The organism is Streptomyces sp. WMMC500 (genome assembly GCF_027497195.1).
Classification (GTDB): Bacteria; Actinomycetota; Actinomycetes; order Streptomycetales; family Streptomycetaceae; genus Streptomyces.
In genome coordinates this window covers 6,322,199-6,348,951 of the sequence record NZ_CP114905.1, presented here as the reverse complement: position 1 = coordinate 6,348,951, position 26,753 = coordinate 6,322,199, and the positions used below count along the sequence as shown (strand labels likewise).

At 75.7% G+C, this 26,753-nt stretch carries 16 protein-coding genes and 1 tRNA gene; 10 read left to right on the top strand and 7 right to left on the bottom strand.

Translation table 11 applies throughout. The features are described from left to right. Positions 1-135: 135 nt before the first annotated feature. From O7599_RS27360 to O7599_RS27335, 6 genes are all read left to right on the top strand, one after another. The gene (locus O7599_RS27360) at positions 136-1,011 is read left to right on the top strand and encodes a hypothetical protein (protein WP_281618263.1); all 876 of its coding nucleotides are present in this window, start codon (positions 136-138) and stop codon (positions 1,009-1,011) included. A 237-nt stretch (positions 1,012-1,248) separates the two neighbouring features. Continuing rightward, positions 1,249-1,653, top strand: a complete 405-nt coding sequence (locus O7599_RS27355) for a globin (RefSeq protein WP_281618262.1) — start codon at positions 1,249-1,251, stop codon at positions 1,651-1,653. 73 nt (positions 1,654-1,726) lie between these two features. Next, positions 1,727-2,203 carry an AraC family transcriptional regulator gene (locus O7599_RS27350; protein ID WP_281618261.1) on the top strand — a complete coding sequence of 159 codons (477 nt, stop codon included), beginning with the start codon at positions 1,727-1,729 and terminating at the stop codon, positions 2,201-2,203. Positions 2,204-2,344: 141 nt separating this feature from the next. Next, the gene (locus tag O7599_RS27345) at positions 2,345-5,842 is read left to right on the top strand and encodes an FtsX-like permease family protein (protein ID WP_281618260.1); all 3,498 of its coding nucleotides are present in this window, start codon (positions 2,345-2,347) and stop codon (positions 5,840-5,842) included. A gap of 59 nt (positions 5,843-5,901) precedes the next feature. Further along, a complete protein-coding gene (locus O7599_RS27340; RefSeq protein ID WP_281618259.1) occupies positions 5,902-8,805 on the top strand; it encodes an FtsX-like permease family protein in 2,904 nt (967 codons plus the stop codon). Between the two features lie 94 nt (positions 8,806-8,899). Continuing rightward, entirely contained in the window at positions 8,900-9,880 is a 981-nt protein-coding gene (locus tag O7599_RS27335; RefSeq protein WP_281623539.1) for an ABC transporter ATP-binding protein, read from the top strand. Positions 9,881-10,504: 624 nt separating this feature from the next. Here O7599_RS27335 and O7599_RS27330 read toward each other — a convergent pair. From O7599_RS27330 to O7599_RS27300, 7 genes are all read right to left on the bottom strand, one after another. Next, a complete protein-coding gene (locus O7599_RS27330) occupies positions 10,505-11,260 on the bottom strand; it encodes a hypothetical protein (RefSeq protein WP_281618258.1) in 756 nt (251 codons plus the stop codon). Further along, entirely contained in the window at positions 11,257-11,778 is a 522-nt protein-coding gene (locus O7599_RS27325; protein ID WP_281623538.1) for a thioesterase family protein, read from the bottom strand. Before O7599_RS27325 ends, O7599_RS27330 begins: the two co-directional genes overlap by 4 nt. 1 nt (position 11,779) lies before the next feature. Next, positions 11,780-13,444: an energy-dependent translational throttle protein EttA gene (ettA, locus tag O7599_RS27320; protein WP_281618257.1), complete on the bottom strand. Its 1,665-nt coding sequence runs from the start codon at positions 13,442-13,444 to the stop codon at positions 11,780-11,782. A 516-nt stretch (positions 13,445-13,960) separates the two neighbouring features. After that, the gene (locus O7599_RS27315) at positions 13,961-15,373 is read right to left on the bottom strand and encodes a thioester domain-containing protein (RefSeq protein ID WP_281618256.1); all 1,413 of its coding nucleotides are present in this window, start codon (positions 15,371-15,373) and stop codon (positions 13,961-13,963) included. Between the two features lie 440 nt (positions 15,374-15,813). Continuing rightward, positions 15,814-16,314, bottom strand: coding sequence for a single-stranded DNA-binding protein (gene ssb / locus O7599_RS27310; RefSeq protein WP_281618255.1), 501 nt, complete (start codon positions 16,312-16,314; stop codon positions 15,814-15,816). A 119-nt stretch (positions 16,315-16,433) separates the two neighbouring features. After that, complete coding sequence (locus O7599_RS27305; protein WP_281623537.1) at positions 16,434-18,464, bottom strand: YfjP family GTPase; 2,031 nt, start codon at positions 18,462-18,464, stop codon at positions 16,434-16,436. A gap of 641 nt (positions 18,465-19,105) precedes the next feature. After that, complete coding sequence (locus tag O7599_RS27300) at positions 19,106-20,944, bottom strand: GTPase domain-containing protein (protein ID WP_281618254.1); 1,839 nt, start codon at positions 20,942-20,944, stop codon at positions 19,106-19,108. A 294-nt stretch (positions 20,945-21,238) separates the two neighbouring features. On the opposite strand from O7599_RS27300, the gene O7599_RS27295 reads away from it, so the two are divergent. From O7599_RS27295 to O7599_RS27280, 4 genes are all read left to right on the top strand, one after another. Further along, positions 21,239-21,311: transfer RNA gene (locus tag O7599_RS27295), tRNA-Arg, on the top strand. A gap of 1,198 nt (positions 21,312-22,509) precedes the next feature. Next, entirely contained in the window at positions 22,510-24,276 is a 1,767-nt protein-coding gene (locus tag O7599_RS27290) for an ABC transporter ATP-binding protein (protein WP_281623536.1), read from the top strand. 317 nt (positions 24,277-24,593) lie between these two features. Continuing rightward, positions 24,594-25,292, top strand: coding sequence for a polyprenyl diphosphate synthase (gene uppS, locus O7599_RS27285; RefSeq protein ID WP_281623535.1), 699 nt, complete (start codon positions 24,594-24,596; stop codon positions 25,290-25,292). Then, positions 25,289-26,752 carry an oxygenase MpaB family protein gene (locus O7599_RS27280; protein WP_281618253.1) on the top strand — a complete coding sequence of 488 codons (1,464 nt, stop codon included), beginning with the start codon at positions 25,289-25,291 and terminating at the stop codon, positions 26,750-26,752. The genes uppS and O7599_RS27280 overlap by 4 nt, the downstream gene beginning before the upstream one ends. Position 26,753: the final 1 nt, after the last annotated feature.

Below are 26,753 nucleotides of genomic sequence, written 5' to 3'. Positions count from 1 at the left end.
GCACCAAGCGGGGCAAAACACCCGCGGGCGTGGACTTTTGCACACCGGGCCGCCAGGCCTTGGCGCATGCCCGGCGAGGAAGCTTCAGCCGTACGCTCCGTCGGAGTGTCACACCCGGCTGCGACACTCTCCGCGATGACGACACCACCACGCTGGATCGACGACCTGTTTCCGTTCCCCACCCCGCCCGCACTCGCGAAGGTGGTCGACATCGCCTGGGAGGAGGGGTTCCTCGCGACGGACCTGTACGAGGAGGGCCTGTACGACGCTCCGCGCGTGCAGAGCAGCTTCGCCTTGCCGTTCGACCTCTGCGAGGTACCCCTCGCCCCCGAGGGGTGGGAGTACTGCTACGCGGGGGAGGCGTTCCGCCGGCACCACGTGCCGTTCATGTCCGTACCGGAACTCCTGCCCTTCGCGGACCTGGGCAGCGGCACCTGCGTGGGATGGGTGGTCCCCGCGCCTGAACTCGGGCGCACCGACCACCCCGTTGCCTCCTTCGGCCACAAGGAGCCCGGCGTCATCGGCCGGAACACCCTGGACGGCCTCGCCTTTCTGCTCTCGCTCGCCCTGCGCGGCGGAGGAGAGCGCCGCCGCACCCAGGTGGCACGCCTGTCCGCCGAACTCGGCATCCACCCCACGCCGGAGTACGGGATCAACCCCGACGGCGGCGATGCGGAGGTCCCCCTCGATCTGGCGCCGCCGACAGGCTGGCGTCACGAACCCGACCCGTCCGGCATCGGCATCGGCGTTCTCGCACCGAGCGACGCCTTCGCCGACGAGTACCCCTGCTTCACCGGGGAGACAGACGCCATCCTGACCGACGCCTCCCGGATGCTCGACGCGGGCCACCCGGCGAGCGCCCTTCTGGGACTCACCGCCGCCTACCACGAGGACGCACTGCGCCTCCCGGACCTCCACCCCTTGTGGGCCCGCGCGTACGGCGATCTCGACCGCCCGCTGTTCCGTGAACGTCTCGACGTCATGCTGGAGAACCACCGGCAGTCGTTCTGACGCCGTTGCTGCGCGAGCGACGGTCACCGTCGTCACCGGGCAGGTCGGCTGCACGAGAAGCGGCGCCCGGTCAGGGCACGCCGCCGGAGCCGCGTGACGGTGGAACGCCTCGGGCCCACGCGGCCCACGCCCGCCGCTACCCGGCCGAGGGGCTGATACAGCCTCGTCGGCGGGCTCCCCGCTCCCCGGGTCCTACGACTTCCGTCCTCGGCCGGGCGGGATGAGACGATGGAGACGATGAACGAGATTCCAGTGGGAGCGCCGCCGCCCGGGACGTTCTACGAGCAGGTCGGGGGCGAGGAGACGTTCCGCCGCCTCGTGCACCGGTTCTACGAGGGCGTGGCGGAGGATCCGCTGCTGCGCCCGATGTACCCCGAGGAGGACCTCGGACCGGCGGAGGAGCGGCTGACGCTGTTCCTCATCCAGTACTGGGGCGGCCCGCGCACGTACAGCGACGAGCGCGGCCACCCGCGGCTGCGGATGCGGCACGCGCCGTTCGAAGTGAACCGCGCCGCGCACGACGCCTGGCTGCGGCACATGCGCGCGGCGGTGGACGAGCTGGAGCTGCCCCCGGCGCAGGAGAAGCAGCTCTGGGACTACCTCGTGTACGCCGCCGCCTCGATGGTCAACACCCCCGGCTGACGGAACGGGCACGCCGCCACCGGCGGTCGGTCACGGCGTCGCCGCGCCCGGCCGCTCGTGCGTGCGGGTCCGCATGCGGCCTGGCGGCGCCCGGGCCCTGCTCGGCCGCCCGCTGCGTGATCTCGCCGACCGGACCCTGCCACTCGGCGGACTACCGGGCCTGGACGCCGACCGGTTCGCCGCCGACCCGGTCGCCGCGCTCGAAGCAGCACTGGCCGAGCGCGCGGAGCCGCCGGGGCGGCTCGGTGAGGCGGCGCTTCTCCTCGGCGGCGCCACCGTCGCCGCGACCGCCGCACGGTTGCACATGAGCGAACGCCGCCTGCGCACCATCTTCACCGACGGCACCGGCCTGTCCCCCAAGCACTTCGCCCGCATCAACCGCGTACGCACCGTGCTCGCGGCCGGTGCCGGCCCGTGGTCGGACATCGCCGCGACCGCCGGTTACTACGACCAGCCGCACATGACGGCCGAGTTCCGCCACTTCATGGGCGTACCGCCGGCCGCGTACACCGCGGGCCGCCGTCCCGCCCCCACTCCGTGCACCGCCTGAGTGCACAGACCCGCCGCACGCACCCGCACCTCGTCTTTCCCTTCCGGTCACGATCGCGTCAAATTCCCCCGTCACTCGCTACCGCGTGCGAATCCGCTCTGACAGCATCCAGACAGTTCGACGGTGGTGTCTGGGGGATGCGTGACGGGGTTCGTTCTGCTGCGGGCGCGCGCCCACCGGCTGCTCCTCGCCGCGGCTCTCCTCGCCGTCCTGCTCACCACCGCCGTGCTGGCCACGCTCACCGCCTTCTCCGCCACCGTCGGCGACGCCGCGCTGCGCCGCACGCTCGCGGGTGACGCGGCGGCCGACGCGGCGCTGACCCTCGACGTCCCGTACCTGACCGGCGACGACCGCGCGGCGGCGGCGAGGGCGGTCGAGGAGGACGCGCGCGACGCCTTCGCCGGGCTGCCGGTACGGGTCCAGAGCCTGGACCGCTCCGGGCCGTACGAGCTGCCGCGCCGGCTCCAGCCGCCGGCGGCGCGGGCCGGGGAGGACCCGGACCTGACGCATCTGGGCGCGCTGGCGCGGTCGGAGGTCGCGCTGGCGGCGGGCCGCTGGCCGGGGGCGGCGGACAAGACAGCGGGCAAGGCAGCGGCCAAGGCGGCGGATTCCGGGGGCGCTTCGGGCGGCACCGCCGTGCAGGTCGCCGTGCCGCAGATCGCCGCCGACCGGCTCGGCCTCGCCCCCGGCGACACCCTCACCCTCGCCGGCCGCGGCGACGACGACCCCCCGCTGCCCGTCGAGGTCACCGGCGTCTACCGCCCCCGCGACCGCGACGCGCCCTACTGGCTCGCCGACGAACTCCGCGGCAAGGGCGTCCTCAAGGGCGGCTACACCACCTACGGCCCGCTGCTCGCCGACCCCGGCTCCTTCGCCTCCGGCCGGGTGGCGCAGGCCGCCGGCGCGTGGGTGCTGCGCGCCGACTTCGACGAGATGACGGCCGACCGCGCGGACGCGCTGCGCGCCTCGGTGAAGAAGGCTTCCGGCGCGCTCGCGGACGAGCCGGTCTTCGACGGCCGTGCGGTGGCCGCCACCCGGCTCCCGCAGCTCCTCGACGGCACCGAACGGGCGCTCCTCGTCAGCCGGTCGACCCTGCTGATCGTCGCCCTGCAGCTCGTGCTGCTGGCCGCGTACGCGCTGATGCTCGTCGCCCGGCTGCTCGGCGCGGAGCGTCGCGGCGAGACGGACCTGCTGCGCGCCCGCGGCGGCTCGCGGCAGCGCATCGGCCTGCTGACCGCCGCCGAGTCGCTGCTCCTCGCCCTGCCCGCCGCGATCGCCGCGCCGCTGCTCGCCGGGCCGCTGATCCGGCTGCTGGCCGCGCGGGGACCGCTGGAGCGGGCCGGGCTCACCCCGGACTCCGCGGCGGGCGGCGGCACGTGGCTGGTCGCCGCCGGCTGCGCGCTGGGCTGCGCGGCGGCGGTCGTCGCGCCGACGCTGCTGCGCGGCGGGGGCGCCGACGGGGGGCCGTCCGCGGGCCGTACGGTACGGGCCGGGCCGCTGCCCGCGCCGCTGCGCGCGGGCGCCGACGGGGCGCTGCTGGTGGTGGCGGGGGTGGCGTACTGGCAGTTGGACCGGCAGACCTCCGGCAGCGGCGCGCTGAGCGACGACCGCTCCGGCACGCTGGGCATCGACCCCGTGCTCGTCGCGGCGCCGGCCCTGGCGCTGCTCGCCGGCACGGTGCTGACGCTGCGCCTCCTGCCGCCCGTCGCCCGGCTCGCGGAGCGCCGCGCGGTGGCCGGCCGCGGGCTGCCCTCGGCGCTGGCCGGCTGGCAGTTGAGCCGCCGCCCGCTGCGGGGCGCGGGTCCCGTGCTGCTGCTGGTGCTGGCGGTGGCGATCGGGATGCTGGCGCTGGCGCAGGGCGCCTCGTGGGACCGTTCGCAGCGCGACCAGGCGGACTTCCACGCCGGCACCGACGTACGGGTCCTGACCAGCCGGCTCCCCGAGCTGGGCCAGGGCGGCATGCTGGAGCGCGTCCCGGGGGTGGCCGCCGCCGCCCCGGCGGCCCGGTGGGGCATGAGCCTGTCGGGCGGCGAGTCGGCGGAGGTGCTGGCCCTGGACACGGCGCGGGCGGCGGAGGGCCTGCGGCTGCGGCCCGACCTGGCGGACGGCGCGGAGGGCGCGGAGCTGCTGCGCGGGCTGGCTCCGCCGGGGGCCGCGGGGGCGACCGGGCAGGACCGGCCGGACGGAGCGGAACCGGCCGCGGACGACGAGTCCGGCTCGCCGCGGCGGGGCGCCCGGGTCGGGGGGCTGGAACTGCCCGGGGTCCCCGCCGAGTTGCGCGTCGTCGCCCGGCTCGGGGCGGACGGGGACGACCTTGGCCGCGCCGCGGTGACCCTGCTCGTCGAGGACCGGTACGGCGCCGCGTACGAGCTGCCCGCCGGCGACCTGCCCGCGGACGGCCGGACGCACACCCTCGCCGCCGACGTCGCCGCCGCCGCGGGCGCCCCCGACGGCCGGCCCGCGGGGCCGCTGCGGCTCACCGGGCTCCGGCTCGTCCACCCGCAGCCGCAGGCCGGCGGGGAGCGCCGGCTCGACGTCGAGCGCGTCGAGGTCGCCGGATCCGCCGGCGACGGCGCGGACGCCGGCGGCTCCGCCGAGGCCCGGGAGGTGCCGCTGCCCGACGGGTTCACCTGGCACGCCCGGGCGGTCTCCGAGCCCGAGGCCCTGCCCGAGGAGAGCCCCACCGCGGTCGTCGGCCGGGCCCGTACCACGGACACGTCCGCGCTCTCCGTGCGCTACGACACCGGCGACCAGACCTACGACACCTGGACCGGCCCGCCGCTGGTCACCCTCACCGTCACCGCCGCGCGCACCGCGCCCCCGCCGCTGACCGCGGTGGCCACGGACACGATGCTGCGCTCCACCGGCTCGAAGGTCGGGGACACCGTCAGCGTCCCCGTGCCCGGCGGCAGCCTGTCCGTGAAGATCACCGGCTCGCTGGCGGAGCTGCCGACCACCGGCCCGGGCTCGCCGGCCGCCACGGAGCCGTCGCGGGCGCAGTTCGGCGGCGCGCTGCTGTTCGACCTGACCACCGCCAACCGCGCGCTGAGCCAGCGGGGCCTGGCCACGCTGCTGCCCACCGAGTGGTGGCTGACGACGCGGGCGGGCGAGACGGACGCCGCCGTCGCCGCGCTGCGCGACCGCGCCGACACCGACCCCGGCAACGTCCTCGTACGCGACGAACTCGCCGCCGAACTCGGCAGCGACCCGCTCGGCGCCGGACCGCAGGCCGCGCTCGCCGCCACCGCCGTCGCCGCGGCGGTGCTGGCGGCGCTCGGCTTCGCCGTCAGCGCGGCGGCGTCCGTACGCGCACGGACCCGCGAGTTCGCCGTGCTCCGCGCACTCGGCGCCCCGCAGCGGCAGTTGGCGCGCACGTTCGCCGCCGAGCAGGGCGTGCTCATCGCCCTCGCGCTGGCCGCCGGGACGCTGCTCGGCTGGGCGCTGGCCCGCGCCGTCATCCCGCTCATCACCCTCACCGGGCGGGCCGCGCAGCCCGTGCCGCCGGTGGTGGTGGAGCTGCCCGCCGGGTCGGTGGCGGGCCTGCTGGCGGCGGTCGCGGCCGTTCCCGTCCTCGTCACCGTGCTCGTCGCGCTGCGCCGCGGCGACCCGGCGACGGCCCTGCGCCTGGGAGGCGAGTGACATGGCGCCCGCACGTGCCGTGGCCCGGCCCGCCCCGCACCCCCGGGGAGGTCGGTGACGTGCCCCCCGTACAGAACCCCCGGGAGACACCGGAGTCCTCGGAATCCCCGGACGCGCGGTCCCCCGACACCCCGCGGTCCCCCGACGCCCCCGGTGCCGCCCCCTGGGTGCGGACCCGGCTGCGGGCCGCGCCCGGCGGCGCGCTCGCCCTCGCGCTGCTCGTGCTCGTCACCGCGTTCCTCGCCGCCGCCTTCCCGCGCGGCGTCGACACGTACGAGGACCGCGAGGCCCGCAGGCTCATCGACGGCGCCTCGGCCGCCGAGCGCAACGTGGCGGTGACCGCGCAGCCGGACCCCGAGGTGCTGTTCGAGGACCGGATCGAGTCGATGTCCGCGAAGGCCGTCGCGGCGTTCGCGCGGCCGGTGCAGCGGGAGTTCCGCGCTCCCCTGCGGGCGGCGACCGGGCAGGTCTCGTACGGCGTACGGACCGAGCCCGTGCTGGTCACGGACGACCCGTGGCTGCCGAGGACGGACGGGCAGCGGCCCGAGGTGCAGCTCGACGCGCGCGCCGGGGTCGCCGAGCGCGCCCGCGTCGTCGACGGCCGGCTGCCGGAGCCGACGGCGTACGGGGCAGTGGCGGGAGACATCAGCCGGAACTTCGTCTTCGAGGCCGCGGTCTCCGCCGCGACCGCGGACACGCTGCACCTGCGCGTCGGCTCCCGCGTCCACGTCCCGCAGGCCGAGCACACGGTCGTCGTCCACGTCACCGGCATCGTCGAGCCGAAGGCGCCGGACAGCGACTACTGGTCCGTCGACCCGCTCCTGCACACCCCCGAGCTGCGCCAGAAGCCGTCGTCGCTCGAACCGCGGCGCTACTGGGCCGCGGCCCTCCTCCTCCACCCCGGCAGCGGCCCCGCGCTCTTCGCCGGGACGCAGACGTTCGGCCCGTCCTTCGAGGACGCGCGCACCGCGCCTTACTGGAACGTGCCCGTCGCCGGCGGCGCGCTCCGCGGCCGCGACGTGCCGGCCGTGCTCGACGCGCTGTCGGCTCTCCAGGAGGGCCCCGGCCACCAGCGGCTCACCGAGCGGATCGGCGGCGGCCTCGACGTGTCCACCGACGCCGACGGACTGCTCGGCGGCTACACGGGGCTGCGCGACGCCGTCACGCCCGTCGTGGCCGTCGCCGCCTTCGGCGTCGGCGCGGTCGCGGCCGTGGTGCTGGCCATGAGCGGCGGCCTCGCCGCGTCCCGGCGCCGCGCCGAGCTGGCGCTGCTCCGCTCCCGCGGCAGCTCGCTGCGGGGTATCGCGGTACGCCTGCTCGCCGAGAACGCCGCCGCCGTCCTGCCCGCCGCCGCGGCCGGCTACGGCCTCGCCGTGCTGCTGCTCCCCGACGGGCGGCACGGGCCCGCGCTGTTCGCGGCGGGCGCGGCGGCGGCCCTGGCGCTGGGCGCGCTGCCGGCGGTCGCGGTGGCGGCGGTGCGCCGGCCGCGGCCCCCGGTCCGCACCGATCTGGTCCGGACGCGGCCCTCGCGGCGGCGGCTGGTGGCCGAGCTGACGGCCGTGGTGCTGGCGGTGGGCGCCATCGTCGTGCTGCGCCGCCGGGGCACGGCGGACGGTGGCGCGGGCAGCGGCGCGGCCGGCGGCGCCGACGCGCTGGCCAGCGCCGCGCCGGTGCTGGTCGGGGTGGTCGCCGCGGCCGTGTTCGTCCGCCTCTACCCGCTGCCGCTGCGGCTGGCCGCCCGCCCGGCCGCGTGGGCGCGCGGGGCGGTCGGCTTCCTGTCGCTGGCCCGCGCCGGGCGCGCCCCCGCGGCCTCCGCGCTGCCGCTGCTGGCGCTGCTCGTGGCGCTGACCACCGCCTCGTTCGGCGGCTCGGTACTCGCGGGCGTGGCCGACGCGCGCGATACGGCCTCGCTGCACCGCGTCGGCGGCGACGCCCGCCTCACCTCGGCCGCGCCGCTGCCCGAGGGGATCGCCGCCCGGGCCGGCGAGGTCGACGGCGTACGGCAGGTGGCCGCCGTCAGCACCGAGAGCGGGCTGCAGCTCGTCGGGCTGAGCGGCGACGTGACGCTGCTGACCGTCGACGCCGGCGCGTACGCGCGGCTCAGCGACGACCTGGGCCTCGGCCCGTTCGACGCCGGCCGGCTGCGGGACGGGGACGGCGGCGGGGCGGTGCCCGCCCTCGTCTCGCCAGGCGTCGCCGACCTGATGGGCGACGGCACGCTGGGACTGCAGTCGTCCCGGGGCCGGATCACCGCGGAGGTGGCGGCGGTGCGGCGGGTGACGCCGGCGCTGACGGGCGGCGAGTTCGCCGTGGTGGACGCCGCGGCCGTGGCGCGGCACCTGCCCGGCACGGAGGCGGTGGTGGAGGCGCGCCCCGACACGCTGCTGCTCTCCGCCCCCGGCGGCCTGGACCGCGCCGCGCTGCGCGCCCTGGCCCGCGACGCGGCGCCCGGCGCCGCCCTGTTGCTGCGCGGCGACGTGGCGGACGACCTGGCCGCCTCGGAGTTGCAGCGCGGCGCGGAGCGGCTGTACGCCGTCGCCGCCGTCGCCGCCACCGGCTACGCCCTGCTCGCCGTCCTGCTGTCGCTCCTGCGGGCCGCCCCGGAGCGCGTCGCGCTGCTGGCCCGGCTGCGCACGATGGGCTTCAGCCGGCGGCACGGGCGGCGGCTGCTGGTGCTGGAGGCGCTGCCGCAGTTGGCGGCGGCCGGCCTGGTCGGGGCGCTGGCGGGGCTGGTCACCGTACGGCTGCTGGGCCCCGGCATCGACCTGGGCGCGCTCGCGCTCGGCGAGGAGAGCGCCGAGGTGCCGGGCGCCGGCGGCGCGGAGCTGCGCGCGGACCCGCTGGCGCTGGCGCTGCCGTCGGTGGCGGTGCCGGGGCTGGCGCTGGCGGCGGTGCTGGTGCAGGCGTGGTGGGGTGGCAGACGGCGGGCCGTACGGGAACTGCGGGCCGGGGAGAGGGAGTGAGATGGCCCAGACGCGAGAGAGCACGGGCGGCGGGACGGACGGCACGGCGAGCGGCGGGACGGGTGACGCGGCGGACGGCGGGACGGGCGGCGCGATGAACGGCCGCACGGGCGGCGCGACGCTCGCGGACCTGGAGCGGCGGGCGGCGGAACAGCGGGCGAAGCCGGCGTACGGGCACGACGCGCTGATCTCCTGCGACCAGCTCGTCCGCATCTTCCGCACCGACGGCGTGGAGGTGCAGGCGCTCCAGGGTCTCGACCTGCTGGTCGCGGAGGGCGAGCTGCTGGCCCTGGTCGGCGCCTCGGGCAGCGGCAAGTCGACCCTGCTCGGCATCCTCGCCGGCCTCGACGTCCCCACCGCGGGCACCGCCACGGTCGCCGGCTTCGACCTGCTGGCCATGGACGCGCGGGCGCGGCTGCGCTACCGCCGGGAGGTCGTCGGCTTCGTCTGGCAGCAGACCGCGCGCAACCTGCTGCCGTACCTGACCGCCGTGCAGAACGTCGTGCTGCCGATGCAGCTCGGCGACGGCGGCGGCGGCCGGCAGGCGCGGCGCCGCCGGGTGGCGTTCGCGGAGGAACTCCTGGGGCTCCTCGGCCTCGCCCACTGCCGCGACCGCCGGCCGGAGCAGATGTCCGGCGGCGAACAGCAGCGCGCGGCGATCGCCGTGGCGCTCGCCAACTCCCCGGCGGTGATCCTCGCGGACGAGCCGACGGGCGAGCTGGACTCGGCGACGGCGGAACAGATCTTCGCCGCCTTCCGCACGGCGAACGAGGAGCTGGGCACGACGATCGTCGTCGTCACCCACGACCAGGCGGTCGCGACGCAGGTCCGCCGCACGGTCGCGATCCGCGACGGCCGGATGGCGTCGGAGGTGGTACGCCGCACGGAGGTCGACGCGAGCGGGGAGGAGCGGGTGGTGGCCCGCGAGTACGCCGCGGTGGACCGCACGGGCCGCCTACAACTCCCGCAGCGGTACACGGAGGCCCTGGAGATCCGGGACCGGGTGGTCCTGGACCTGGAGGAGGACCACATCAGGGTGAGCCCGGACCGGGAGGACGGGGAGCACCCGCGGTGACCGCAGCCGCGGGGCGGCGGGCGGGCTGCGGAGCGGGGCGGGCGGGTTCCGGCCAGCCAGGGCCCGCGGGCCGGGCGGCTCGGAGACCGCCACGCAAGCGCCTGCGGCGCGGCGGGCGGGCGCGGGCGGCCCCCGCCCGGCCCACGGGCGGGGCGGGATCGGGGACCGCCACGCCAGCGCCTACGGCGCGGCGGGCGGGCGGGGGCGGCCCGGGGGCCCGGCATCCGGGACCGCCGCGCCGGCGCCTGCGGCGCGGCGAGCGGGCGGCACCGCACGACAGCCCCGCAGCCGCGGGCACCACAGCCGGCAACCGCCTGGCGTGGGCCAGGGCCCGCGGCACGCGGCACGCGGCACACGCGAGCAGCGAAGCCCCCGCGCACCAGCCCCCACGGGCTCCCCCAGCGGCAACACCGCGCCCCTCCGTCCCGTACCGCCGCAGCGCGCCGCGCCGGATCCGGGACCGCCACGCCCGCGCCCTGCGGCGCGGCGGGCGGGCGCGGCGGGGGGAGCCCGGCGCACGCGGGCGCTATGCCCCCGCGCCCGCCGGCCGTACGGGCCCTCCGGCAGCCACGCCGCCCGCCCTCCGGTCCCGTACCGCCGCAGCGCGCGCTACGCGCAGGGCGCTCAGACCGGGGTGACGCCCAGCCGGCCCAGGCCCCCCGTGCGGCGGAGGGCCACCGAGCCGTACGAGGTGCGCAGGCGGAGCCAGTTGCCGGCGGCGAGCAGGACCGGACCTGCCGGGTCCGCGGTGCGGGGCAGGAGGCCGAAGACGCGGGCGGCGTGGGCGGCGCGCAGCGGGAGCGGGGTCTCGCCCAGCGTGCGGCTCCAGATGTCGCCGCCTATGCGGTCCAGCTCCGCGCGGGTCCGCTTCTCCTCCGGCAGCGCCTCGACCCGGGACTTGAACTCGGCGACCGCGCCCGCCACCGCGACGCGCAGTTCCTCGGGGCGCGGCAGCCCGGCCACCGGCTCCCAGCCGGCCCTCGGCGGCAGCAGCCCGGCCCAGCCGGGCCCGCTCACCGGCTGCGGCAGCGGCACCGCCAGCTCACCGCCCCCGGCCGCCCGGCCCTCGTCCGGACCGGGGCCTGCGTCGGCGCCCCGGCCCGCCGCCGCGTCGATCGCCTCCGCCAACTCCCCCGCCGAGACCGTCTCGTCCAGCTCCGTCGCCGAGGTCAGCAGCGCCGTGCGGACCACGATCACCTCCAGCGCCGGCGCGTGCCCGAAGACGGCCAGCGCCGCCGCCCCGGCCCCGCTCGCGGACTCCGCGCCGCGCGCCACCCGCAGCCGTACCGCCGCGCCCCTGTCGTACCGCAACAGCCGCCCCAGGAACGCCGCCAGACCCTCCGCCTGCCGTCCCTCCGCGAACACCAGCCGCCGCGTCATGCCGCCGCGGCCTCCCCGGGCCTGCCCGGCTGCGTCGGCATGCCCGGCTGCGACCGCTTCGCCGGCCGCCCGGACTCCGCGGGCGGCCCGAGGTACTTCTCCAGGAACGCCCGCTCCTCCGCCGTGATCCGCCGCGGCCGGCCGGCCTCGAAGTCGTACGGGACGATGACCGTCGACGCCCGCGCGTACACCGCGCCGCCGTCCTCCGGGCCGTCCTTCACCTCGTACGCCAGCGTCGCCGCCGCCGCCCGGACCTCCGTCACCCACACCTCGACCGTCACCGGCTCGTACCGGTGCACGAGCTGGCGCCGGTAGTCGATCTCGTGCCGCGCCACGACCGACCCGCCCGCGAAGGAGGTGCCGCCGCCGGCGGCGGCACCTCCTTCGGCAGGCGCCAGCCGGAACATGAAGTCGATCCTGGCCTCCTCCAGATAGCGGAGGAACTCCACGTTGTTGACGTGGCCGTACGCGTCCATGTCCGCCCACCGCAGCGGGCAGCGGTAGACGTGCCGGGCCACGTCAGCCACGGGTGAGCTTCTTGTACGTGGCGCGGTGCGGGCGCGCGGCGTCCGGGCCGAGCCGCTCGATCTTGTTCTTCTCGTACGACTCGAAGTTGCCCTCGAACCAGAACCACCTGCTGTCGCCCTCGTACGCCAGGATGTGCGTCGCGATGCGGTCCAGGAACCAGCGGTCGTGGGTGATGACCACGGCGCAGCCCGGGAACTCCAGCAGCGCGTTCTCCAGCGAGGACAGGGTCTCGACGTCGAGGTCGTTGGTCGGCTCGTCGAGCAGCAGCAGGTTGCCGCCCTGCTTGAGGGTGAGCGCGAGGTTGAGGCGGTTGCGCTCGCCGCCGGACAGGACGCCGGCGGGCTTCTGCTGGTCCGGGCCCTTGAAGCCGAAGGCGGACACGTACGCCCGCGAGGGCATCTCGACCTGGCCGACGTTGATGTGGTCGAGGCCGTCGGAGACGACCTCCCACAGCGTCTTCTTGGCCTCGATGTTGGCGCGCGACTGGTCGACGTAGCTGACCGAGACGGTGTCGCCGACCCGGATGTTGCCGGAGTCCGGCTTCTCCTGGCCGAGGATCATCTTGAACAGGGTCGTCTTGCCGGCGCCGTTGGGGCCGATGACGCCGACGATGCCGTTGCGCGGGAGGGTGAAGGACAGGTCCTCGATGAGGAGCTTCTCGCCGAAGCCCTTGCTGAGCTTCTCGACCTCGACGACGACGTTGCCCAGGCGCGGGCCCGGCGGGATCTGGATCTCCTCGAAGTCCAGCTTGCGCATCTTCTCGGCCTCGGCCGCCATCTCCTCGTAACGGGCGAGACGGGCCTTGGACTTCGCCTGCCGGCCCTTGGCGTTGGAGCGGACCCACTCCAGCTCTTCCTTCAGGCGCTTCTGCCGCTTGGCGTCCTTCTGGCCCTCGACCTTCAGCCGCGCGGCCTTGGTCTCCAGGTACGTGGAGTAGTTCCCCTCGTACGGGAAGGCGCGCCCGCGGTCGAGCTCCAGGATCCAGCCGGCGACGTTGTCGAGGAAGTACCGGTCGTGGGTGATGGCGACGACGGTGCCCTCGTACTGCGCGAGGTGCTGCTCCAGCCAGGCGACGGACTCGGCGTCGAGGTGGTTGGTGGGCTCGTCGAGGAGGAGGAGGTCGGGGGCCTCCAGCAGCAGCCTGCAGAGCGCGACGCGGCGGCGCTCGCCGCCCGAGAGGTGGGTGACGGGCCAGTCGCCGGGCGGGCAGCCGAGGGCGTCCATGGCCTGGTCGAGCTGGGCGTCGAGGTCCCAGGCGTTCTCGTGGTCCAGCTCCTCCTGGAGCTTGCCCATCTCCTCCATGAGCTCGTCGGTGTAGTCGGTCGCCATCTGCTCGGCGATCTCGTTGAACCGGTCGAGCTTGCCCTTGGTGTCGGCGACACCCTCCTGGACGTTTTCGAGGACGGTCTTCTCCTCGTTCAGCGGGGGCTCCTGGAGGAGGATGCCGACGCTGTAGCCGGGCGAGAGGAAGGCGTCGCCGTTCGACGGCTGCTCCAGGCCGGCCATGATCTTGAGCACGGTGGACTTCCCCGCGCCGTTGGGGCCCACGACACCGATCTTGGCGCCGGGCAGGAAGTTCAAGGTGACGTTGTCAAGGATGACCTTGTCGCCGTGCGCCTTGCGTGCCTTGCGCATGGTGTAGATGAACTCAGCCAAGAGAAACCGTCCGGCAGATCCGAGGTGGGCAGATGCACCCATCTTGCCGCACGCGCCGCCTCGCACGAAAACGCCCCCGGCGGGGACGGCGCGGGACGGGGCGGGACGCGGAGGGACGGGGGAACGCGGGCCACCGGGCGGGCGAGGCACGGAGCGCGCCGGGCGGAGACGCACGGGCCGCAGAGCGGAGGCGGTACGGGCCGCGGAGCCGGCTCTCGGCGCGGGCGCCGGCGCGCACGGCGCGGACGCCGGCCGGGCCCGGGCGCGGGCCGTACGCGCGCCGCGCGGGCGGGCCGTGGGCGGCGCCGCCTGCGGCCTACCGGGGCCACCTCGTGCGTCGTGCTGTGCCAGGCGGCCTTCGGCGCCGGCGGAGCCGCCTCGCGGGTACGCGAAGGGGCCGGGTCCCGAAGGACCCGGCCCCTGTGTCGTGCAGAGCGTCAGCCGTCGGCCGACGTCCGCCGGCCGGTACCGTTCGGCGCGGCTACGCGCTTCCCGGTGCCGGCCGGAGGGCCGTCGTCAGGCGGCGTCGGCGCTGCTGCCGCGGCGGCGGAGCAGGAAGACGGTCGCACCGCCGACCACGACCAGGCCGATGGCCACGCCCGCGATCACCGGGGTGGCGCTGCTGCCACCGGTGTTCGCCAGGTCCTCGCCGTCGTCGGAGTCGTCACCGCCGGCGGAGCCGCCGGCGGAGGCCGGGCTCGGCTCGCTCGGGGCCGGAGTGTCGTTGCCCGCGGTCTCGCAGTCGAGCACGCCGGTGAACTTCTCGCTGAAGCCGTTGTCACCGTTGATGGTGATCTCGTAGGCCTGGTCCTCGGCGACCTCGACCAGCACGGTCTTGGACTCGCCCGGCGCCACGGTGTGGGACTCGCCCGCCAGCTCGAAGGAGAAGGGCTGGTCGCCCTTGTTCTCGGCGGTCACGTCCACGCCGCCCTTGGCGCAGTTCTTGTCCGCGGACAGGGCCGGGATCGGACCCTTGCTCGCCCACGTGGCGGTGGCCTGCGCGGTGACGGTGGTGTCGCTGGAGCCGGCCAGGATCTGGGTCTGGCTCTTCGCGTGCTCACCGACGCCGGCGAAGGCACGGCCGACCGGGACCTGCGTGGTGGCCTCGGCGGTCAGGGTCGCCGAGCCGTCGGGGGTACCGGCGGGCACGTCGAGGAAGACCTCGGCACCGTCGGCGGCGCTGGTCAGGGCCTCGCCGTTGGCGTCCACGACCTTGACGCCGGCGGACTCCGCCTCCGGCGACAGCGAGAGGTTGGCGCTGGCGGCGTCGGTGTTCACCGTCACCGGGCCGAGCTTCTCACCGGACTTGCCGGAGACCGCCGTCGGACCGAGGTTCAGCGAGGGCGCGGGCTCCTCGATGGCCTGGGCACCGGCCTCGAGGTAGTCGGCCAGCTTCTCCGCCTCGGGGTCCTTGGCCTCGACGTTCACCTTGTCGGAGAAGCGCCAGATCGCGATCTGGGTGCCGGCCGCCGCGGTGTTCTCGGTCAGCTCACCCGCACCGGCCTTCTGCGCGAGCGCGGAGAGGTCGTCCACCTGCGGGTAGGAGTTCTGCAGAATCCAGTTGATCTTCCCCGCGTCGGGGTTGTTCTGCAGCGAGGAGGAGCTCCAGGGCACCTCCTGGTACTTGGCCTCCGGCTGGGTGGGGTTGCCGAAGTCGATGCAGTAGGTCTGGATGGTGCCGCCCTGGTCGACGGCCATCTCGAACAGACCGGCACCCATCTCCGTGGCACCGCCGTCGCCGTGGACGATCGCGGTGTCCTTGATCGTGAGCCCGCCCAGGGTGGCGGTGGCGCCGTTGGCGGGCGGCACGTCCTGCGCCGCCGCGGGGCCGGCGCCGGCTATCGCACCGGCGGTGGCCAGGCCCGCGGCCAGCACTGCCGCGGTGAGCCGAGCAGACCGCCGATGTGACGGCCTCCGAACAGAAGTCATGGTCGAAAATCCCCTCCGGGCGGGTTGGTCAAGGCTCGGATTGCCCCCGCCGTAAGAACGCCTTCGCTCCGGGCTCGACGAGCCGCTCGGAATCCTATGGACTCCCCTCGTCCCGCGAACCTCAAATGCCCCAAGGGAACGGGGTTTTAGAACGCAATCGTTACATGGGGCAACGACTATTTCGGGCAGACCCCAGCGGACCGGCAGAAGTTCTCGCGCCCCACTCGAACTGATCGTCTCGGAACTGTCACCGCGCGGCCAACGCCAGGCCCGCCGGCGGCCACGTGAGCCGCGGGCCGGCGACGGTTCCCGGGCCCGACCCGGCCCGCCTCGGGCTGCCCCGGGCCGCCTTGGGCCGCCTTGGGCCGCCTTGGGCCGCCCGGGGGCCGGTCCGGGGGCCGCCCGGTTCCGGTTCCTGGCCGGCCCGACGGCGTTCCGCGTCAGCCCGGGTCCGGTGTCAGCACCGGTCGGCGCTCTGCTTCCGCCGTACCCGGAACCCCGTTCTCCGACGCCGGTGCCAGGGCGTCCCGTACCGCGACGGCCAGGTCCGTGCCGGACGGGTCCGCGAAGGGCTGCCGCACGCGCGACACCCGGCGGAAGGCCGCCGTGCCCCAGCCGAGGTCGTGCCCCACCGCGGTCGCGTCGATCGTCGGGTCCGTGCAGCGCACGCCGTCCTTCTCGTACTCCCTGACCCGCAACCGGCCCCGCACCAGCAGCGGTTCGCCGATGGCCACGGAAGCCGCCACGTTGTCCGCCAACTGGCGCCAGGCCCAGACCGTGAAGAAGTTCGTGTACGCATCGGTCCAGCTACCGCTCGCCTGGTCGAACCGCCGCGCCGTGGCCGCCAGGCGGAACCGCACCGCCGCCACCCCCGACTGCGTCGTGCGGTAGTCCGCGCTCGTCGCGGCGTTCCCCACCACGGTCACCATCGTCTCGTTCATCTCCAACGCACCTCCCCCGTCCGGGCACTTCACCTGCCCGCCGATCTCCCATGCTGCCCGCCCGGCGCCGAACGCGCGACCCCTGTGGATAACTCCGGCACCGGCGGCGTCCCAGCAGGTCAGGGACGTGTGCCGCCGCCCACCGCCGCGGCGTACTGCTCCCGCACCTCGCGGTAGCGCAGCAGTTCCGCCGCCATCGGCTCCAGCACCCGCGCCCGCCCCCGCGCCGCCGCCGACTCGCGCAGCCGGCGCTCCGCCTCCTCGCCGTACCGCCGGGCCGGCCCGCGGGCCGCGAACCGGCAGGCCAGCGCCAGCCCGGGGCCGGCCGCGGCGGACACCGCCGCGAGGGTCAGCGGCAGCGGCCACGGCACGCCGGTGCCGCCGAACACCGCCGCGACCAGCCACAGCACGGCCAGCGCCTGCACGCCGAGCAGCCCGCGCTGCACCGCGCCCACGACCGACCACCACCGCGGCCGCGGCACACCGCCCGGCCGGACCCCGTCGCCCGCACCGGGCCCGGGGACCCCCGGACCGGCCACGGCCGGCTCGTCGGCGCCGGACTCCTCCGGCGCCCGCGTGCCCGCTCCCGGGTCCGCCGACTGCCGCGTCAGCCCGTCCGCGAGCCCCTCCGCACCGCGCACCCCCGCCTCGCGCACCGCCTTCGCCCACGGCGCCGGCAACCCGGCGCCCGCCTCGTCGGCGACGGTCCGTACGGCCTGCTCCACCACCGCCCGCGCCGGGACCAGCCCCTGGTCGCCGTCCCGCGGGTCCGGCATCAGCGCGCTCACGTCCGCGGGCGGCCGGTCCGCCGCGACGTCGGCGAAGCCGCCGGCGGCCCCCGCCCGCCAGCGCCGCCACAGCTCCACCAGCCGTGCCCCGCACGCCTGTTCCGCCTCCCGCAGCCACAACTGCTCCGCCGCCTGCCCCGTGGCCGCCGCCCCCACCGCCTCCGCGAGCCGGTCCTCGAACTCGGCCCTGATCCGCTCGTCCAGCCCGGCCCCGCCGCCCGCACCGACGTACACCTCGCGCAGCCGCGCCGTCGCCTCGTCCACGTCCGCGGTCAGCCGGAGCTCGGCCGCGCGGCGCTCCGCGACGAACGACACCAGCTCCGCACGCAGATCGCCCACGCCCTCGCCGGTGAGCGCGGACAGCGCCAGCACGCACGCGCCGGGCTCGCCGTGCTCGCCGAGCGCGAGGCCGTCCTCGTCGAGAAGCCGGCGCAGGTCGTCGAGCACCTGCCCGACGGCGTTCGCGGGCAGCCGGTCGACCTGGTTGAGGACGACGAACATCACCTCGGCGTAGCCGGCCAGCGGTTGGAGGTAGCGCTCGTGCAGCGCCGCGTCCGCGTACTTCTCCGGGTCGACCACCCAGATCACCGCGTCCACCCGGCGCAGCAGTTCCTCCACCTGCCGGCGGTGCTCCTCCACCGCAGAGTCGTGGTCGGGCAGGTCGACGAGGACGAGCCCGCGCAGTCCCAGGTCGTCGCGGAGCGGCCGGGCGGCGCGCGGCGGGAGCCCGAGGCGTTCGAGGAGCAGGGTCGGCACGTGGTCGCGGGCGCCGCGCCAGGCGCACGCGGTGGGCAGGGAGGTGGTGGGCCTGCGCACGCCGACGTCGGAGAGGGGCGCGCCGGCGAGAGCGTTGAAGAGGCTGGACTTGCCGCTGCCGGTGGCGCCCGCGATGGCGACGACGGCGTGGTCGAGAGAGAGCCGCTGCCGGTCGGCGGCCTCGTCGAGTACGCGGCCGGCCTCGGCGAGCGTGCGCCCGTCGAGGCGCGTACGGGAGAGGCCGACGAGTTCGCGCAGCGCGTCGAGCCGCCCGCGCAGAGGGCCTTCGGCACGCGGTACGGATCCTCCCGGCACCCCCGCGTCCGCCCCGTACTCCGCACCGGCCCCGCCGCGACCCCGCTCCGCGGCAACCGGCACGTGAGCGTCACCGCCGTAGCCACCACCGCGCCCACCGGCGTCCACGGAGTCCCCGCCGACCGGGCCCGCCGCGGGGGCCGTGCCGTCGCCGAAGGCGTCGTCACCCGGCCCCGCACCGGAGCCGGCGCCCGCGCCCGCGCCATCACCGAGGCCACCCGACCCCGCCGCGTCACCCGGCGGTTCCGGCACCCGCGCCGCCGCTCCGTCCGGCCCGCCGTCCGCACCCATCTCCGCGACACCGCCCTCTCGCCCGCCGTCATCCGCCCGAGCCATGCACTCCGCACCGGCGCCGGCACCGGCACCGACCGCGGCACCAGCACCAGCACCCACACCAGCGCCCGAACCGCCCTCCGCGTCCACCCCGCACCCCGCGTCCACGCCGTCCCCCGCATCCACCCGGTTCGCGGCCTCCACCCCGTCCCCCGAGGCGGTCGCCACCGCGCGGCCGGCGGGATCGGCACCCCCGTCCTCCGGCTCCCCGTCGCCCTCCGCTCCCGGCACGGATGCGCCGACCCCCGCGCCGACCCCCGCACCGCCCTCCGCCCCTACCGCCTGCCGCAGCCCCCGCCGCTCGCCCCAGCGCGCCGCGCGCCGCGCGATCAGCCCGTCGTCCCACATCCCGGCGGGCGCGGGCACCGAAGCCGAGGCCGCACCGAGCAGCGTCCCCTCGGCCCCGTCTCCGCCGAGTCCGGCCGGTTCTCCCTCCCCGATCTCCCCCGCGACCCCATGAAACTCGGCCACCTCGCCCACCCCGTCCGCCCTGCCGACCGCCGTCACCCGCTCCGCCGCCTCCCCAATCGGAAGCGGAACCTCCGCCGACTCGCCGCGTCCCGGCGTCTCCTCCGCGCGCACCTCGCCCACCTCTCCCGTCACTTCTCCCGCTGCAGCACTGACATGGCCGCGATCAACTGAGCCTGCTGACCCGACTGCGCCTCCAGGGCTTCGACCGCCGCCAGCCGGCGATCCCGCTCTCCGTCGAGCACCCGGTCGAAGTACGTGCCGAGCAGCCGCCCGCCCCGGCTCCGCAGCCGCAACCCGCCCTTCGCGCCCAGCAGCGCGGCCAGTTCGTCCGCCGCGCCCTGCCCGTTCGCGCCGCCGAGCAGCGCCACCGCCAGCAGCGCAGCGACCTCCTCCGGCTCCGCGTCCGCCGGCGGCTCCGCCGCCCGCAACGCCTCGTCGGCCAGTTCCTCCAGGCAGCGCTGCCAGCGCCGTACGAGCACGCCCACCCGCTCCTGCGCCCCCGCGCCCGCCTCGCCGAAGGGCACCGCCGCCGCGGCCGGCTCGCGGCGCAGCTCGGCGGCGAACCGTTCGTCGGCGGCGGCCACGGCGCAGTACAGGACGGCGGCGACGCTGCCGGTCAGGGCGTCGAGGAGGGCGGCGGAGGTGCCGGTGAGGGCACGGTTGCGGTAGTGCGCGAGGGCGTCGCCGCCGAACGCGGTGCCCCCGACGAGGTCGGCGTGCGCCTGCTCCGCGGCCTCCTCGTACGCCCGCTCCACGCGGTGCGTCATCCGCGTCGCCGCCGCGTGCTGCGCGGCGCACGCCCCGGCCAGCGACGTGACCCGGGAACGCAGCGACGCGAGCACGCCGTTCGCGGTCCGCACGGCCGCGTCCGCGCGGGCCCGCGGGTCCCGGGCGCGGTGGGCGAGCCAGTCGCGCAACTGCTGCACCGCCGTGGCGGGCAGCAGCCCGCTGCCGCCGCCGGCGGACTCGGGGAGTTCGGGGACGGTGAAGCGCGGCACGTCGCCGAGCCCGGCCCTGCGCAGCAGCGTCGCGTACTGCAGGGAGATCTCGCCGGCGACCTGGTGCGGCACGCGGTCGAGCACGGTGACCAGGCTGACGTCGTACTCCTTCGCCGTACGCAGCAGGTGCCAGGGCACCGCGTCGGCGTACCGCGAGGCGGTCGTCACCAGCACCCACACGTCCGCGGCGCACACCAGCTCGGCGGCCAGCTCGCGGGCGTGCCCGGCGAGGGAGTCGATGTCGGGGGCGTCGAGGAGGGCGAGGCCGCTCGGCATGTTCTCGTCGACCTCGATCCGCAGCAGGGTCCCGTCGGGCCCGCCACCGCCCTCGCCGAAGGTCGCGGGCCCCCGCACCGGACCGCGTCGCGCCGGACCACCGCGCACCGGACCGTCCGGCATCAGTCCGTCCGGCGCCAGGCCGTCCCGGGTGCCGTACGGATCACGCACGCCGTACGCCCCGGAGGCACCCCTGCTCGCCCCGTACGCCGCACCGGACAGACCGCCGTCCCCGTACGGCTCCGCGATCTCCTGGGCCTCGTACGCGCCGTACGACTCATACGCCTCGACACGCCCGTGCGCGCCGTCCTGGCGCGGCATCCACACCCGCGTCAGCCGCGGCAGGACCCGCTGCCCGGCGAACCAGGACTGGTCGTCGGGGTGGCAGACGAGCACGGGCATGCGGGTCGTGGGCCGCAACACGCCGGACTCGCTGACGCATCTGCCGACGAGCGAGTTGACCAGCGTGGACTTCCCCGCCCCCGTCGATCCGCCGACCACCGCGAGCAGCGGCGCGTCCGGCCGGTCCAGCCGGGGCACCAGGTAGTCGTCGAGCTGGGCCAGCAGTTCCGCCCTGCTCCGCCGCGCTCCGTCCGCCCCGGGCAGGGGGAGCGGAAAGCGCGCGGCGGCGACGCACTCGCGGAGGGCGGAGAGTGCGTTCAGCAGGTCAGGCCGTACGTCCGAGGTCGCCACATGCGAAGAATGCCCGCTTCCATCCGAATTTGAAAGCGTTTAGCCCCGCAGCGCGCGTTCTTCAACCCAGAAGCTCCCGCCACGCGGGCATAACGACTGCACAACACCACCGGCGCCACGCGGAAAAAAGCGATGCGCGAATCGCACTCGCCTGCGATTATCGGGAGGCTTCACTGAACCTCCACAAGGTGGTGCCGGAGTGAAGCTACCGGGTGTGGCTCAACGGAGCCCTATCCTTGTCCACTGGCAAGGTCACGGATCCGCCGAGCCCGGCCACCGTTCCACGCCACACCGGCCCCCGTAGCTCAGCGGATAGAGCAGGCGCCTTCTAAGCGCTTGGTCGCAGGTTCGAGTCCTGCCGGGGGCGCAGGGCTGCCCTCCTCCCCCAGGGAGGGCCCAACCTGCGGATCGCGGATCAGAGACTCACTCCCCACTCTCCGACGGGTCACTCGACGCCGGCCGACCATCATGATCTCTTTCCGGCTGACGCGGCCTGAAACCGGGCATTCGGCGCCGCGCCTTCTCAGCCGGCAGAGTCACCTCGGGGGCGCCCCGGGTGCGGAAGACGTAGCGGACGTCGATGTGCTGGTGCGCCGGTACGCCTGGTTCGGGGCGTGCCCGGGTCGGGTGGAGGTCGATGTGGATCGGCTTGCCGCCGCACAGCGGGGTCAGGGCGGTGATGCCGCTGCTCCCGCCGCGGCCGGGGGCCGTCCGCCGCCGGTCTGCCCCGCGAGCGGTCTGCCGTCACGTAATCCGACCAGCCGGACACCGCCGTCCGGGCAGTTCCGGCCATCTCGCCGACCGCTCGGCTTCGGGGATCCACCACCCGGTTCAAGAATCCTTTCTCCCGACTCCGTCCCAGGCCACCCGGCCGCTTGCAGGAGCGTTGCGCTGCGCCGGCGGAGGCGCTGGAAATGTCCGGATCACGGCACCGCATCCGCGCGGTTGTCAGTGGCGTGACCGACGGTTTCCTCCCGCAGATCCCTCACGCCCCTCGAGGAGACCGGTGCTCTCGACGCCTGCACGCAATCCCCCGCCCGGGTCATGCCATCGCCGCTGTCCGCTTGCCGGGTGAATCCAGCGGGCGCGGGTGCCGACCGTGCCTGCGCCCCGCACCCCACCTCGAACCTGCGCTCGACCCGTCGCCCGGTACGCCCCGTATCGGGCGCGTGAGCAGTCACGTTGTCCGGGGTGCTCTGCCCGATCCCCACCGAGGAGAAATCCGTGAATCCCGTACGTCCCCTTCCCGCCGCCCACCCCGCCTTCGAGAATCCTCCCGCCCAGCCCTCCCGGCCCGCCAAGCCCGCGGTTCTCCAGCGTCCGGCCGCCGCGCGCCGCGCTCCGTTCGCATCGGCATCACGACCGTCACCGAGGTGGGGGGCATGAGCGACAGGAAGTCCCCTCTGCGCGCGTCCAGCGTCGCGCCGACGGCCGGCGCCGGGGCCCGGGACACGGCGGCCGTTCCCGCGGCACGACCGGCGGGTCCGCAGCCCTCGGCTCCCCCCGAGCTGGACTACCACGGCCGCAAGCACCGCCGGGCCATGGACGACGCGACGCTGCGGGACATGGCCCGCCGCATCCCGGCCGCGCTCGCCCAGTCGGCCCGGCTGGCCTGGTCCGTCGACCGCCGCATGACCCTCACGATCCTCGTGTGCCAGGTGCTGTCCGGCATCGGCACCGCCGTCATGCTCACCGCGGTCTCCCGGGCGATGCCCCACCTCGCCACCTCCGACGCCCGTACCGGGCTGACGGCGGCATGGCCCGCGTTGACCGTCGCGGTCGTCGCGATGGCGGCGGGCGCCGGGATGTGGATCCTCGCGGACTGGGCCACCCGAAGGCTGAACCCGAAGATCGCCTCCGCGGTCGATCTCACCCTGGTCGACCTCCACATGAAGGCCGAGCTGTCCGCCTACGACACCGAGGGCTTCACCGACCGCAGCCGGGCCGCGGAGATCGGCGCCCTCCGGGCGGTCGACCTCGCGGACGACGCCAAGACCCTGACCAACGGCCTCGTCCAGCTCGTGTCCGCCGCGACCGTCCTCACCTCCCTCCACCCCCTGCTCCTGGGCGTGCTGCTGCTGTCGGTCATCCCCCGGGGCATGGGCGGCGTGATCGCCGCGCGCATCGACTACCGCGTCCACGACCGCACCATCTCCGCCCGGACCGTGCGCGGCATGATGCGCTGGTGGCTGACCACCCCCGATCTCGCCGACGAGCTGCGCGCCAACTCCATGCGCCCCTACCTGTACTCCTGGTACCGGGTGATGTGCGACCGGGTCGAAGGCCGCGAACTGCAGGGCGCGCGCCCGTACCTGCTCGTGACGCTTCTCGCGGCCTCCCTGGCGGGCGTGTTCACGCTCGGCATGTGGGCGGCGCTGGCCGCGCTCGCCCTCTCGGGAGCCATGTCCACCGCGATCGCCGGCACCGCCGTCGTCGCCTCGCAGACCGCGGGACGGGCTCTGAACTCGATCGTCCGGTACGGGGCGGTGATGTTCCACCACGGGCTCTACCTCGGCGACTACTACGACTTCGTCGACGAAGTCCGCTCGATGGCCACGGCCCGCGGCACCACCCGGGCAAGGGCGCCGCAGCAGATCCGCCTGTGCGAGGCCGAGTTCACCTACCCGGGCAAGGACGCCCCCGCGCTGCACCCGGTCACCCTCACCCTGAACCGCGGTGAGGTCGTCGCCCTGGTCGGCGAGAACGGCGCCGGCAAGTCCACCCTGATCCGCATGCTCACGGGACTGACGGTGCCGACCGGCGGGACCGTCTGCTGGGACGGCACCGATCTCGCCACCGCCGACGCGGAGTCGGTCTGGCGGCACGTCGGCCTCGTCCCCCAGGACAACGGGCACTGGCCGCTGGCCGCCCGGGAGAACATCACCCTCGGCCAGCCCCGCGAGCACACCGACGACCGCGTCTGGGACGCCGCGGAACGCGTCGGCATGGCCGAGAAGCTCCACACGCTCCCCGACCGACTCGACACCCTGCTGGCCCGCTCGGTGTGGGGCGGGCACGAGCTGTCCGGCGGGCAGTGGCAGCGTCTGGCCTGCGCGCGGGCGATGTACCGGGAGCCGGCCGTACTCGTCCTGGACGAGCCGACCAGCGAGATGGACGCCCGCGGCGAGCACCTGGTCTTCCGCCGGCTCCGCGAGATGGCCCCCGACCGGATCACCGTGGTGGTCACGCACCGCCTGGACAACGTGCGGATGGCCGACCGCGTCATCGTCCTCGACCAGGGACGCATCCGCGAGGAGGGCACCTTCGACTCCTTGGTCGCCACGGAGGGAAGCCTCCTGCGCGAGCTGTACGCGCTCGCCCGGGACCGCTGAGCCGACTCGCCGCCCTCGGCGGGGCCGCCCACCGAAGCGGCCCCGCCCTTCAGCCGACACTTCAGCCGACCGGGCTGTGAAAGGACCGGCGCGCGAGTTCGCCGCCCCGGCACCGGGACGGATTCGCACGCACATATGGAGGGTGACGGCCACTCGTTCGGCCGTGGACGGCCCGTTCGCGCTGTCAGACTCCCAGGTGAGAACGCGTCGGTGGGGCGTGAGCGAGGCGGGGGCGGCGAGGCGGGGTGGGCGTGACCGAGCGCGGTACGGCCGGCCGTGCCGCTCCGGACGGGGCGGCGCGTGCGGGGCCGCGGCACGTGGCCTGCGTGACGGATGGCAACGGCCGCTGGGCGCAGCGGCGTTCGCTTCCGCGTACGGCGGGTCACCGGGCCGCGGTGACCGCCGTCATCGACGTCGTCGAGGCGGCCAGGACCACCGGCGTGGAGTGGCTCAGCCTGTACGCCTTCTCCACCGAGAACTGGAACCGCCCCGGCACCGAGGTCGAGTTCCTGATGCGGCTGGTGCGCAGGGTGGTGCGCAAGCATGCGCCGCTGCTGCTCGCGCGCGGCATCCGCTGCCGCTTCCTCGGGGTCGCCGACCCGCGCATTCCCCGCGAGCTGGCGCAGGACTTCCACGACCTGGCGGCGCTCACCGCCGGCAACCGGGGGATGACGCTGACCGTCGCCTTCGACCACGGCGGGCGCCGGGACATCGTCGAGGCCGCAAGGTCGCTGATCCGCAGCGGGACGCCCGCCGAGAAGGTGACCGAGCGGCTCTTCGCGGACCACCTGCCCTTCCCCGACGCCCCCGACGTGGATCTCGTCATCCGCACCTCCGGTGAGCAGCGCATCTCCAACTTCATGCTCTGGCAGGTCGCCTACGCCGAGTGGGTCTTCCCCGAGGTGCTCTGGCCGGACTTCCGGGCTCCCGATCTCCTCGCCTGCCTGCACACCTATCGGCGCCGCGACCGCCGCTTCGGCGGCGTGCCCGTCCGGACGAACGGAGACCCCTCATGACCACCGAAACCACGGGAACGGCCGACGGCGCATCCCCGTTCGACTCGGAATCTCAGTTCAAGGGCTTCTTCGACGACCCGCGCTGGGCCCTGGCCATCATCCGCGCCACCGTGCTGGAGGCCGCTCACCCGCAGATCGGCGCCGCCCTCGTCGACAACTCCGTCTTCGTCGCCCACCCCTGGCGCCGACTGCGCAACACGTTCGTCAGCATGCGGCGCATGTTCGGCACCGACCCGGCGGTGCGCGAACGGGAGGCCGCCCGGCTCAACCGGCTGCACGCCCGCATGAGCGGCGCCGACCACCGCGGACGCGCCTACGACGCGAGGGACCGCGCCACCCGCGCCTGGGTCGTCGCCACCCTCTTCGAGAGCGCCGTCACCATGTTCCGGCTGAGCGGCCAGCCGCTCGACCAGGACACGATGGAGCGGATGTACGCCAAGTACCGCGCGTTCCTCGCCGCGCTCGACGGCGACGCCGCGGAACTCCCCGAGGACCTGGGCGACTTCTGGCCGTACTTCGACCAGGTCGTCGAGAACGAGTTGGAGAACACCGAGGCCGCCCGGATCATCCTCTACCGGCTCTTCGACCACCTGCCCGCCCCCGCGCTCCTCGACGGCGCGCCGACACTGTGGGCGGCCGGCCGCGCTCTCGCCGGTCCGCTCCTCGGCGCGATCACCGTCGCCTCGCTCCCCGAGCCCTACCGGCGCCGGGCCGGCCTGCCCGAGATGCCCGGCGCCCCCACCCTCATGCAGGGCGCCTACCTCGCCGCCGGGCTCACCCGGTTCCTGCCCGAGGGCTGGCTGAACGCCGACAGCATCGTCGAAGCCCTCTCACTCCCGTCCGGCAGCGACGACCCCCGCGCCCGCGCCGTGTCCGCCCTGCGCGCCCGCCTCACACGGGCATCGGCCCTGCTCCGCCTCCTCACACCGCTGAGCGGCGCCACCGGCCCCGAGACGGCACCTTCGGCGGCCACGGAAGGCAACCGGCGCTCGGCGGAGGAGTTCTTCCGCCGGGTGCTGGACCAGACCGGCGACGGCCACCTCGACTGGCCCGACCTCGCCGCCATGGCACGCGAACTCTCCACCCGCCTCGACCTGGACGAACCCGAGGAGGCCCGGCTCTACGACGCCTTCGCCGCCTGGTGGCGCGAGCTCCAGTCCGCCCTCGACACGGACGGCGACGGCCGCGTCAGCGCCGAGGAGTACGCCGCCGCCGTCCCCTCCCTCGCCGGACCCGCGCTCATCCGCGTGGCCGAGGTCCTCTTCGACGCCATCGACAAGGACGGCAACGGGAGCATCGACGCGAACGAGTACCGAACCCTCTTCCGCACCGCCTTCCACCTCGACCTCACCACCACCGACGGCACCTACGGCCGGAGCGCCTTCGTGGGCGACTTCCTCTCCTTCATGGCGGGCCGCCGCACGAGCACCCCGTACGACCCCCTCCTCGCCGACGCCTGAC